General features: G+C 66.8%; 10 protein-coding genes. 6 read left to right on the top strand and 4 right to left on the bottom strand.

Features of this window, described 5'->3' with window-relative positions; translation table 11 throughout:
* Window positions 1-420 precede the first annotated feature (420 nt).
* Genes cysC through ACWDZ7_RS34760 form a run of 5 tightly spaced genes read left to right on the top strand, consistent with a single transcriptional unit; the run spans window position 421 to window position 4,754 of the window.
* Window positions 421-993 carry an adenylyl-sulfate kinase gene (gene cysC / locus ACWDZ7_RS34780; RefSeq protein WP_451802605.1) on the top strand — a complete coding sequence of 191 codons (573 nt, stop codon included), beginning with the start codon at window positions 421-423 and terminating at the stop codon, window positions 991-993.
* Window positions 990-1,895: a sulfate adenylyltransferase subunit CysD gene (cysD, locus tag ACWDZ7_RS34775; protein ID WP_451802603.1), complete on the top strand. Its 906-nt coding sequence runs from the start codon at window positions 990-992 to the stop codon at window positions 1,893-1,895. Before cysC ends, cysD begins: the two co-directional genes overlap by 4 nt.
* 3 nt (window positions 1,896-1,898) lie before the next feature.
* Window positions 1,899-3,170: a sulfate adenylyltransferase subunit 1 gene (locus tag ACWDZ7_RS34770; protein ID WP_451802602.1), complete on the top strand. Its 1,272-nt coding sequence runs from the start codon at window positions 1,899-1,901 to the stop codon at window positions 3,168-3,170.
* Window positions 3,158-3,904 carry an ABC transporter ATP-binding protein gene (locus ACWDZ7_RS34765; protein WP_451802600.1) on the top strand — a complete coding sequence of 249 codons (747 nt, stop codon included), beginning with the start codon at window positions 3,158-3,160 and terminating at the stop codon, window positions 3,902-3,904. Before ACWDZ7_RS34770 ends, ACWDZ7_RS34765 begins: the two co-directional genes overlap by 13 nt.
* Window positions 3,891-4,754 (top strand): ABC transporter permease, encoded by an 864-nt coding sequence (locus ACWDZ7_RS34760; RefSeq protein ID WP_451802599.1) that lies wholly within the window; start codon window positions 3,891-3,893, stop codon window positions 4,752-4,754. Before ACWDZ7_RS34765 ends, ACWDZ7_RS34760 begins: the two co-directional genes overlap by 14 nt.
* Window positions 4,755-4,801: 47 nt before the next feature.
* Here the strand turns inward: ACWDZ7_RS34760 and ACWDZ7_RS34755 are convergent, their stop codons facing one another.
* Window positions 4,802-5,938 carry a sensor histidine kinase gene (locus ACWDZ7_RS34755; protein ID WP_451802597.1) on the bottom strand — a complete coding sequence of 379 codons (1,137 nt, stop codon included), beginning with the start codon at window positions 5,936-5,938 and terminating at the stop codon, window positions 4,802-4,804.
* Window positions 5,916-6,608 carry a response regulator transcription factor gene (locus ACWDZ7_RS34750; RefSeq protein ID WP_451802595.1) on the bottom strand — a complete coding sequence of 231 codons (693 nt, stop codon included), beginning with the start codon at window positions 6,606-6,608 and terminating at the stop codon, window positions 5,916-5,918. The genes ACWDZ7_RS34755 and ACWDZ7_RS34750 overlap by 23 nt, the downstream gene beginning before the upstream one ends.
* 86 nt (window positions 6,609-6,694) lie before the next feature.
* Between ACWDZ7_RS34750 and vanY-N the strand changes: the two genes are divergently transcribed.
* Window positions 6,695-7,246: a D,D-peptidase/D,D-carboxypeptidase VanY-N gene (gene vanY-N, locus ACWDZ7_RS34745; protein WP_451802593.1), complete on the top strand. Its 552-nt coding sequence runs from the start codon at window positions 6,695-6,697 to the stop codon at window positions 7,244-7,246.
* A gap of 152 nt (window positions 7,247-7,398) precedes the next feature.
* Here vanY-N and ACWDZ7_RS34740 read toward each other — a convergent pair whose 3' ends face one another.
* Both ACWDZ7_RS34740 and ACWDZ7_RS34735 read right to left on the bottom strand, forming a co-directional pair.
* Window positions 7,399-8,196 carry a hypothetical protein gene (locus ACWDZ7_RS34740; protein WP_451802591.1) on the bottom strand — a complete coding sequence of 266 codons (798 nt, stop codon included), beginning with the start codon at window positions 8,194-8,196 and terminating at the stop codon, window positions 7,399-7,401.
* A 1,362-nt stretch (window positions 8,197-9,558) separates the two neighbouring features.
* Complete coding sequence (locus ACWDZ7_RS34735) at window positions 9,559-10,080, bottom strand: XRE family transcriptional regulator (protein WP_451802589.1); 522 nt, start codon at window positions 10,078-10,080, stop codon at window positions 9,559-9,561.
* Window positions 10,081-10,582: the final 502 nt, after the last annotated feature.

Here is a 10,582-nt window from a genome sequence, read left to right as displayed (position 1 = left end):
GCGGCGGCTTGGCCTCGCGTCTGGACGAGGGGCTCAACGAGGCGTCGATGTATATGCTCTGTTCGCGCTTCAAGGGTCCGCCGACAGTGGTGATGGAGATGGTGGCGCATGCCTGCTGGGCGTCGCCTTCGATTGCCCGGCCGGGCCGACCAGGCCAATGTCCGCACCGACGACAAGAACGGTCTGCTCGACGGCTCACGGCGCCGCTGTGAGTTGGCTTATGACCGATGCCGCTATGAGTTGGCTCATGACCGACTAAGGGCTGCGCGCCGACCGGGCCGCACCCTGCGGACCGCCCGCACGCGTACACGCCCGAAAACCGTACGGCTGCAGTGGGATGCCCTGTTCACCGACCCTCCGCCCTGGAGGCAGGTCCGATTGCCGGGTGCGCGCATGACCGTGCCACCCCTGGGAGCCACCATGCCCGATGCTGAACGACGAACTCGCACCGCCGCGCTCGACCACGGTGTCACCGTGTGGCTGACCGGTCTGCCCAGTGCGGGCAAGACCACGATTGCCCACGCGCTCGCCGAACTGCTGCGTGCGAACGGGCGCCGGGTTCAGATCCTGGACGGCGACGAACTGCGCACCTGCCTGACAGCTGACCTAGGCTTCTCCCGCGCCGACCGCGATGCGAATGTGCGGCGCGTTGGCTTCGTCGCCGAACTGCTGGCATCGCACGGGGTGATCGTGGTGGTACCGGTGATCGCCCCGTATGCCGAGGCCCGTCAAGCGGTGCGCATGCGGCATGTGGCGGCGGGCACGCCCTACGTCGAGGTGCATGTGGCGACTCCGGTGGAGGTGTGCTCGGCCAGGGACGTCAAGGGGCTGTACGCCCGGCAGGCGGCCGGTCGGCTGACGGGCTTGACCGGCGTCGACGACCCGTACGAGAGGCCAATCGCGCCGGAAGTGCGCCTGGATACCCGCGGGCGGTCGGTGACAGCATCAGCGGCTGCGGTGCACGCGAATCTGGTGGAACGGGGTCTGGCATGAGTGACGAGTTCGATCTGGAGAACCTCGATGTCCTGGAGTCGGAGGCGGTGCATGTCTTCCGGGAGGTGGCGGGGGAGTTCCAGCGGCCGGTGATGCTGTTCTCCGGCGGCAAGGACTCCATCGTCATGCTCCACCTGGCGCTGAAGGCCTTCGCCCCGGCGCCGTTGCCGTTCGCGCTCCTGCACGTGGACACCGGGCACAACTTCCCGGAGGTGCTGGAATATCGCGACCGAGTGGTGGCAGAGCACAACCTGCGCCTGCACGTGGCTTCGGTGCAGGAGTTCATCGACAGCGGCAGGCTGCGCGAGCGCCCGGATGGCACCCGCAACCCGCTGCAGACGGTGCCCCTGCTGCACGCCATCGAGACCGCGCGATTCGACGCCGTCCTCGGCGGCGGGCGGCGGGACGAGGAGAAGGCCCGAGCGAAGGAGCGGGTGTTCAGCCTCCGTGACGAGTTCGGCGGCTGGGACCCGCGCCGACAGCGTCCGGAGCTGTGGCACCTGTACAACGGCCGGCACGCTCCCGGCGAACATGTCCGGGTCTTCCCGCTGTCCAACTTCACCGAGTTGGACATCTGGCAGTACATCGCCCGCGAGGGTATCGAACTCCCGTCGATCTATTACGCGCACAAGCGTGAGGTGTTCCGCCGCGATGGCATGTGGCTGGCCGCCGGCGACTGGGGCGGCCCACAGCACGGCGAGACCGCCGAGACCCGCCTCGTTCGCTACCGCACTGTCGGCGACATGTCCTGCACCGGTGCCGTCGACTCCCGTGCCGACACCGTCGCAAAGATCGTTACCGAGATCGCCGCCTCCCGGCTGACCGAGCGCGGGGCCACCCGCGCCGACGATCGCCTCTCGGAGACTGCGATGGAAGATCGCAAGCGCGAAGGCTACTTCTGACCCATGAACAGCATCTCACTTCTCCGTCTGGTCACTGCCGGAAGCGTGGACGACGGCAAGTCCACTCTGGTCGGTCGGCTGCTGCACGATTCCAAGTCGGTCCTCGCCGACCAGCTCCATGCCATCGAGCGCGCATCGATGAGTCGCGGTAAGCAGGGCCTGGACCTGGCGCTGCTCACGGACGGCCTGCGTGCCGAGCGTGAACAGGGCATCACCATCGATGTCGCCTACCGCTACTTCGCCACCGCTGTCCGGCGCTTCATCCTTGCGGACACCCCCGGCCATGTGCAGTACACCCGCAACATGGTCACCGGCGCTTCCACGGCCGAACTCGCGATCATCCTGATCGACGCCCGTACCGGCGTGGTGGAGCAGACCCGCCGGCACGCCGCCATCGCCAGCCTGTTGCGCGTCCCGCATGTGGCCCTCGCCGTCAACAAGATGGACCTGGTCGCGTACGACGAGGACGTCTTCGCTACGGTCGCCGCGGACTTCGTCGACTACGCCACCCGCCTCGGTGTGCCCGCGGTGACGGCCATCCCCGTCTCCGCGCTCAATGGCGACAACGTCGTCGAGCCCAGCGCCCGGATGAGCTGGTTTGCCGGTCCCACCGTGCTGGAGCACCTTCAGTCCGTGCATATCGACCACGACCCGCGCCGTCGAGTGGCCCGTTTCCCCGTCCAGTACGTCATCCGTCCGCAGACCGCAGAGCACCCCGACTACCGCGGCTACGCCGGAAAGATCGCATCCGGTCTCTTCCACGTCGGCCAGCAGGTCACCGTTCTGCCCTCGGGACGCACCACCACCATCTCCGCGATCGACATCCTCGGCGAAGCCGCCGAGATCGCCTGGGCTCCGCAGTCGATTACGATGCGCCTCGCAGATGACCTCGACGCCTCCCGTGGCGACGTGATCGCCCCGTCCGACCAGCTGCCCACGCTGACCAACGAGATCACCGCCACGGTATGCCACCTCGCGGACACGCCGCTCACCGCAGGCGACCGAGTGCTGCTGCGACACGGCACGCGTACGGTCGCCGCCAAGGTCAAGGCCATCGACTCCCGGCTCGCTCTGGACGACCTGTCCCAGCATCCGCACCCGGAGCGACTCACGGTCAACGACATCGGTGAAGTGGTGCTCCGCACCGCGGAACCGGTCCCAGTGGATGACTACGCCGCTTCCCGCCGCACCGGATCGTTCATCCTGATCGATCCGGCCAACGGCGCCACGCTCACTGCCGGCTTGGTCGGCCACTCCCTCGGGTGGAGGCGGTGACGTCGGCGGAGGTTCACCTGGAACAGGTATCGAAGGTCTACGGCGACAGCCCGGTCCTCCAGAACGTCGATCTGCACCTGGCGCCAGGCGAGTTCACCTGCTTGCTCGGTGCCTCGGGCTGTGGGAAGTCAACGCTGCTGAACCTGGTGGCCGGCTTAGAGCTGCCAACGCACGGCCAGGTGCTCGTGCCAGAACGTCCCGCGCTGATGTTCCAGGACCACGCGCTGTTCCCCTGGCTGACTGCCGGGCGCAACGTCGAACTCGCCTTGCGCTTCGCCGGTGTGGATCGCAGTGCGCGCCGCACCCGGGCGGCCGAGCTGCTGCGGATGGTCCACCTCTCGGAGGCCTACGACCAACGGATTCACCAGCTCTCCGGCGGTATGCGCCAACGCGTTGCGCTGGCCCGCGCCCTGGCCCAGGAGAGCAAGGTGCTGCTGATGGACGAGCCATTTGCCGCCCTCGATGCCATCACCCGAGACCTGCTGCACGGGGAGCTGACGCGTATCTGGGAGGAACGGAAGCTAACGGTGCTATTCGTGACGCACAACGTCCGCGAAGCGGTGCGTCTTGGCGGGCGGGTGGTCCTGCTCTCTTCTCGGCCCGGTCGTATCGCCCGCTCCTGGGAAGTGAACATCCCTCATCCGCGCCGGATTGAGGACGCCGACGTCACCGCCCTGACCCGGGAGGTCACCGCAAGCCTGCGCCAGGAGATCATCCGCCATGCCCGCACCTGAATCCACTGCCTTCGCGGCGGGCCTCGACACCCTGGAGGCGCAGCAGGTGCCCGCGGCACGGAGGTGGCCCCGTCGCACCGCTGCCCACGCTGCGCCACCTCTGCTGGCCGTCACCCTGGTCCTGGCGCTGTGGCAGGCCGCCTACCTCCTCAGCATTTCCGACACCCTTCCGGCGCCGGCCGAGGTAGCTGACGACCTCGGCGCCGCCTGGAGGGCAGGCGCGCTGCTGCCCGCTGTCGGCCATAGCCTGGCGCGCTGCTTGTTCGGTTTCATGGCGTCGGCGGTGATCGGCACCGTGCTCGGATTGCTGCTCGCGCGTATCGGACCACTGCGTACCACGGTCGGCCCGGTCCTCGGAGCCCTGCAGTCGCTCCCCGCAGCGGCACTGGTGCCGGTCGCCGTGATAGCGCTGGGAGAGTCCGAGTCGGCGGTGTACGCGGTAGTGCTCCTGGGTGCCGTACCTTCGATCGCCGTCGGCATACTGTCGGCCATGCGGCAGATCCCACCACAGCTGCTCCGCGCCGCCCGCACGATGGGCGCCACCGGGCGCGACACTGCGACCCACATCCTGCTGCCTGCCGCACTACCCGGCTGTGTCATGGCATTGAAGCAGGGGTGGACCTTCGGCTGGCGTGCGCTGATGACCGCCGAGCTGATCACCTCGACCCAGCTGCCCGGGATCGGCCGCATGCTCGATGAGGGCCGCAGCCAGCATGACTTCAGCCTCGTGCTGGCCGCGGTGGTACTGATCCTGGCGTTGGGCACCGCGATCGACGTGGGCGTCTTCGGCCCGCTGGAGCGGCGGGTGCTGAGCCACCGCGGGCTGGCTCCGGACACCAAGCGGGCTTGATGGATCCGCCCGCCTGGATCAAATGCCCTCTGGGATCCGGGCCTCCGTCAGGCCTGTCCGTCAGCTTGTGTCTGCGCTGACGCGGCGGGTAGTCGCACCGTGACGCGGAGGCCGCCGGCCGGGCGGGGGGTGAGGGTGAGGGTTCCGTCGTGTGCTTGGGTGATGCTTTTGACGATTGCCAGGCCGAGGCCGATACCTGCGTGGTCGGAGTGCAAGCGTTCGGTGCCGCGCTGGAATGGCTCGGTGAGTGTCGAGACCAGCTGTGAGGTGAGCTTCTCGCCGGTGTTCTCGACAGCGAGCACAACGGTGTTGGAGTGGACGCTGGTATTCACCCATACGATGCCCTGTTCGGGCAGGTTGTGGCCGATCGCGTTGTGCAGAAGGTTCGTGGTCATCTGCAGCAGGAGCGCCTGTGAGCCGATGGTGGTGCTCGTGTCGCCGGTGGTTTCGATGGTGATGCCACGCTTTTCTGCCAAGGGGAGGAGCGTTTCCGTTGCTTCTTCCGCCATGAGGGCAAGGTCGACGTATTCCTTCGTGAATGACCGCTGATTGGCGCGGCTGAGCAGCAGCAATGCCTCGGTGAGGTCGATGGCTCGGGTGTTGATCACACGGAGGCGCTCGACAAGCTTGGAGGTGTCGCGGTTGGGATCGTTACGGGCCACGTCGAGAAGTGTCTGCGTGACCGCCAGCGGGGTGCGCAGCTCGTGAGAGGCATTGGCCGCGAATCGCTGCTGTTCGGCGACGTGGGCTTCGAGCTGCGCGAGCATGGTGTCGAATGAGTCGGCGAGTTCGCGGAACTCATCTTGGCGGCCCGGCAGGCGGATCCGGTGGGAGAGCGGTCCATTGTTGGCCACCTTGCGTGTGGCGTCGGTGATGCGAATCAGCGGGGTGAGCATCCGGCCGGCCAGGATCCACCCGCCGACGAGACCGAACACCAGCAGGAACGCCAGCACGAGGATTCCCGCCGGGATGAAGACGACCGGGCCAAAATTGCTGGGGTCGAAGACGCGTAGGAAGTCGCTCCGATCAGGGACTTTGAGACTGTCCGACCTTCCTCGTAGCAGAAACATCCACACGGCGGCGAGCAGCAAGGCGCCCGCGATCTCGAGGAACGCGGCGTAGCTGAGGGTGAGCTTGAGGCGGACGCTCAGCCCAGGACGCCTATCCACGGTCCGCCCGGTCATCGGCGTTCGACCCTGTGTCGATGTAGTAACCGACCCCGGGCACGGTGGCGATCAGCCAGGGCTCGCCGAGGCGTTTCCGCAGGGCCGAGACCGTGATGCGCACCGCGTTGGTGAACGGGTCTGCGTTCCCGTCCCACGCTCGCTCCAGCAACTCTTCCGCGCTGATGACACCGCCTTCGGCGGCGACGAGGACTTCGAGCGTGGCGAACTGCTTCCTGGTGAGCGCGATGTAGCGGCCGTCGCGGTAGACCTCGCGGCGGAACGGATCCACACGTAGGCCCGCGATCTCTCGCACAGGTGGTCTGTTGTGGGCGCGCCTGCGGTCGAGTGCTCTGAGTCTGAGCACGAGTTCGCGGAGTTCGAAGGGCTTGGTGAGGTAGTCGTCAGCGCCGAGCTCGAACCCGGTGGCCTTGTCGTCGAGCCGGTCGGCGGCGGTGAGCATGAGGATCGGCATGCCGCTGCCGGAGGCGACGATGCGCTTGGCGATTTCGTCACCGGTAGGTCCGGGGACGTCCCGGTCGAGGACGGCGATGGCGTAACTGTTGATGCTCAGCAGCTCCAGGGCGGTATCACCGTCACCGGCGATGTCGGCTGCGATCGCCTCCAGGCGCAGCCCATCGCGGATGGCCTCTGCCATATATGGCTCGTCCTCGACAACTAGAACACGCATGACCTCATGCTACGAGCCGGTGCGTATCGTCGGCATATCGAAAATTGGATACGGGCCGACAACGTCACGCCCCCTGGACTGGAGGCATGAACGAACCACACGTTATCCCGCTGGGGCCCCGTGACCGGTTGTTCGCCGTACTCGCGGTGGTGCTCGCCGTGCTCCTGCTGCCCGTTGCGTTCGTCCGCAGTCCCGGCCGCGCCCGCGAACTGGCCTGCCACTGGGCGTTGGGTATCCGATTTCCTGCCGAGGATCTCACCGGGCTCACCGACGGTGCCAGGGCGGCGTTCACCGCTGCACGCGCTGGGGCGCTCTGGCGCCATGGGCAGCTCATCGGCCTCACCTCGGGATACCGCGATCCCCTCGTCCAGCAACGGTTGTTCGACGAGGAGGTGCGCCGCGTCGGCTCACGGGCCGCGGCCCGGACGCTCGTGCTGCCACCGGCGGAGTCCAGGCACGTCAAGGGCACCGCGCTGGATGTGCGCCCGTTCGAAGGCGCGCGCTGGCTCGAGGAACACGGTGCCCGCTACGGCCTCTACCGCGTCTACGACAACGAGTGGTGGCATTTCGAGTACCACCCGGAGGCTGACGTGCCTCCAACGACCCAGGAGATCCGCACTGCTCCGCGAGCTCGTTGACGGGGGCAGCATGCCGGGCGCCTGGAACGGTCGAAGACGTGGCCGTCGAGGACGTGGCCGGGGTCGTCAGGGTGGCCACCGGGCTGACCGCGCGGGCAGAGGTGGTCTTCGTCAAGGCTTTCAGCACGTACCAGCTGGGCGCCCGCGCGCGATCATTCTGCGGCCACACTGGCCACCCTGTTCTCCAGGCGATCGGCGAACCCGGTCCAGACTCGGGCGTGCTCCCGGGCGAACTCGGCGATCACGCTGTACAAATGCGGCGGGACACGCTGCAAGATCCTTTCCCACTCCTGCCCGTCGATGGAGTGCATGGTGAGCATGCGCAACAGCATTCGGCCCGTCTCGTTCAGCCGCAACGACGGATCGGCCTTGAGGCGCTCCAGCATCGCGAGGCGGTTTCGATCCACAGCGCGGGCGAAGCCCGATTCCGTGGGACGCAGGGGTTGCGACTCGGCCCGTAGCCGTAGGCTCCCGTCCGGGACCGGGCTCTCACCACGCTCCAGCCGGCCTCGCACATCCCGGACCGTCTCCGGGGAGATACCGACCTGCTTGGCGACCTGCCGGAGCGAAAGGTCTGGATCACTGCGGATGAGCTCGGCGGCGAGTGTCCTTCGCCCCGAACCATCGGCCGGACGGACGCGCCCATCCCGCCCGATCCTTGCCTCGGCTCCACTGTCTCCGCCGCGCCTGCGCAGGTCGGCCACCGTGACGGCAGAGATGCCGGTCGCCGAGGCCACCCGCCGATCGGACCACTGCGGATGCGTTCCGATGATATGGACAGCCGCACGCTTGCGATCAGCGAGCGAGAGCGGCAAACCATGCCGTATGTTCGCCTCGACGGCCAGGACGAAGGCGTCCGATTCGGTACCGTCGACAAACCTGGCCACGATTTTTGTATCGCCTCTGAGTCGTGCCACCTTCAGCCGGTGAAGGCCGTCAACGACCTGCATCGTTGGCCGGTGAACGAGAATAGGCGGCAGCTCTCCCTCTGTCGATAGCAGTGTCTTGATGTGATCCGGATCCTCACCTGAGGTTCGAGGCGAGGATACGGAAGACAGCCGGGACAACTCGATTTCGACGACAGGGAGAGCAACTATGTCAAGGCTCGCCGCATCCATTTCAACTCGCCCTTTCGGATCTCTTTTTCATCAGCATTGCGATGTGGTACAGAACTCATTGTTGCCACTACTTCTGTCGGCTGACCGGCATCGCCGAATCCGCGTAGAAGAGCTTCTCCTTGAGGGCGACCTGCTTCATGAAGGCGAACGAGGCCGGACGGAGCCCCTCCCTCAAAGCTGATCAGGACGGCGATCGCCGCCAACGCGATGACGCTTGCGGTGGCCACAACTACGACGGCATGAAGCGCCCATACGCAATTCACAAAGTCAGCGAAAACCATGTTGGTCCGTCAGTGGCGGGTGCGGCAGTACGCCGCCGAAGAGACAGAGGCGGGCAACGGAACCACCAGCGCGGCCGTGGACCCGGCCGGCGCATTCCGCGAGTCGGGTGTCGCCGATGACGTAGGCGATGAAGGCGACGCGGAACGTGGAGTCCCCCACCGGGGAGATGGTCCCGGGCCGCTCGCGGACAGCCGACGTCCCGCTCGGCCACCATCCCACTTCTGCAGTACTGTCATCGGTCGCCGTACCCGTCCTCTCTGCCTCAAAGCCCGGGCCGGAGCGCCAGGGCACGGCCGGTCGAGCTGCTGCGCTGGAGCGGGGCGGTGAGCCTCACCAAGCCCCGGGGTCGCACGAAAGGACCCACTGGCGTGGGTGCCAACTCCCCACATGGGGCCTCTAGTTGAACGCTAGCGACGCTAACAGCCCGTATAACAGGCGTCAACAGAGGTGCATCTGTAAACGCCCCAGCCCTCACGTGAGTTGATGGGCGTCGGCTCTTGTCGACCACGCCCGGCCCGTTCACACAGGCGGACGCCACGACGCCGCCGAAACCGGTTACGGCATCGCCCCTGTCTCACCACCGACCTGGCCACCCCGCCGGGGGTGATCGCGCGGTGCGCGTGGTGGTGGGCGACTTGGGCCGCTTTCGCCAAAGGCATGTTGAGGGCCGTGGTCGTGCGCAGGGGCGGCCGTGTCTTTTCAGCACGCGATGATCGCCAACTGCAGCGGGCGTTCACCGACGCTGCGGCAGTCGGCGTGTGAGCGCAGGCTCGTGCGATCCGTACGGGCGCTCGCCCCAGTCAAAACGGGGCATTTTGCTCATTTTTGCCCCCAGCGCCGCCTTCAACCGGGCCGCTTCAACCACCGCTCGGATCTCATCGCCGACTGAGAACCCGTAACGAGTTCTCAGGTTCACGCACCCTCTGCATGCCTCTCGTCGGACCCTGCGCCGCCAGGTGACGATGGCAACTTTCCGTCCTGGTGGCCCCGTTCCGCTGAGCGGTGATCCGGCGCGTCCTGCAGCAGGCCCTCGAGTTCACGGACCCGCTCGATCACCTCGCTGATCGAGTGCAGACTCTTGGATGACAAGCCGGCCGCTCGTAGTGCGACGTTCTGCACGCCTGCGTCCCTGAGCGCGACGAGCAGCCCCAAGTCCGCGTCGACGTCCGCCGCCACTTGTTCATCGAAGAAATACGCCGCAGGCACTCCGAAAAAGTCCGCGATGCCCTGCAGATGCCGCATTGTGGGGTTGTCCCGCTGACCTTTGCGCAGCAGCCAGACATAACTGCCGGAGATCGGCACCCCGCTTGCCGTGATGGCCTGGGCTACTTCCTCCGTGCTGTACGGCCCACGTCCGGGTGGGATGACGGTGCGGAACAAGTGCTCCAGCTTGTTGGCCAGCGTGCGCCCAGCAGGGCCGCGCTCGCTGTCCATAGCCATCTCCGTTCTGGCGTTTGAGCTGCACTCCGGCATGACGGACAACCGTGGAAGCTCTTCCATCAGTTGACCGCGTTCATGCGCTCATAGGGGTGTCTCACCGCCGGTCGTCAACCAGGTTAAGGGAAACCGTCTTTGAGGTCCATCGTGAGACGAACGGGTCCGGGCGGCTAGTAGGAGTCGGCGTCGAGGGCGGGTTGTTCATCGGCGGTGCGGGCGTCGCCGATGAACGTGTCGCGGCCGCGGAGTCCTCGCCCTCACACGCGGATGCCTGCACATGGAGGTCACCAGCAGTGATCGTCGGCATGGTGCACACACGTTTGGCCGGCGCCTCGGGTACCTCGAGGAGGCAGGGACATCGTCCCGGTTCCTGCGAATCCTTCCCGAGACCGGCCACGTCCAAGGTCCCCGACTCATGTCGTCGAGCCTCCACTTCGCGACGCGGGTATCCGGCTCGCCCCGGCAAGCTAGGTGAGCGCGGCGGCGACTTCGTCGAGGT

This window comes from Streptomyces sp. NPDC003032, from assembly GCF_053591415.1.
Note: the sequence above shows the minus strand (reverse complement) of the source record. Positions and strands in the feature narration are given on the sequence as shown.

Excerpts from the sequence above, each read along its gene's own strand:
- cysC (WP_451802605.1), top strand. The coding sequence starts at position 421 with ATGCCCGATGCTGAACGACGAACTCGCACCGCCGCGCTCGACCACGGT.
- cysD (WP_451802603.1), top strand. The coding sequence starts at position 990 with ATGAGTGACGAGTTCGATCTGGAGAACCTCGATGTCCTGGAGTCGGAG.
- ACWDZ7_RS34770 (WP_451802602.1), top strand. The coding sequence starts at position 1,899 with ATGAACAGCATCTCACTTCTCCGTCTGGTCACTGCCGGAAGCGTGGAC.
- ACWDZ7_RS34760 (WP_451802599.1), top strand. The coding sequence starts at position 3,891 with ATGCCCGCACCTGAATCCACTGCCTTCGCGGCGGGCCTCGACACCCTG.
- ACWDZ7_RS34755 (WP_451802597.1), bottom strand. The coding sequence starts at position 5,938 with ATGACCGGGCGGACCGTGGATAGGCGTCCTGGGCTGAGCGTCCGCCTC.
- ACWDZ7_RS34750 (WP_451802595.1), bottom strand. The coding sequence starts at position 6,608 with ATGCGTGTTCTAGTTGTCGAGGACGAGCCATATATGGCAGAGGCCATC.
- vanY-N (WP_451802593.1), top strand. The coding sequence starts at position 6,695 with ATGAACGAACCACACGTTATCCCGCTGGGGCCCCGTGACCGGTTGTTC.
- ACWDZ7_RS34740 (WP_451802591.1), bottom strand. The coding sequence starts at position 8,196 with ATGCAGGTCGTTGACGGCCTTCACCGGCTGAAGGTGGCACGACTCAGA.
- ACWDZ7_RS34735 (WP_451802589.1), bottom strand. The coding sequence starts at position 10,080 with ATGGACAGCGAGCGCGGCCCTGCTGGGCGCACGCTGGCCAACAAGCTG.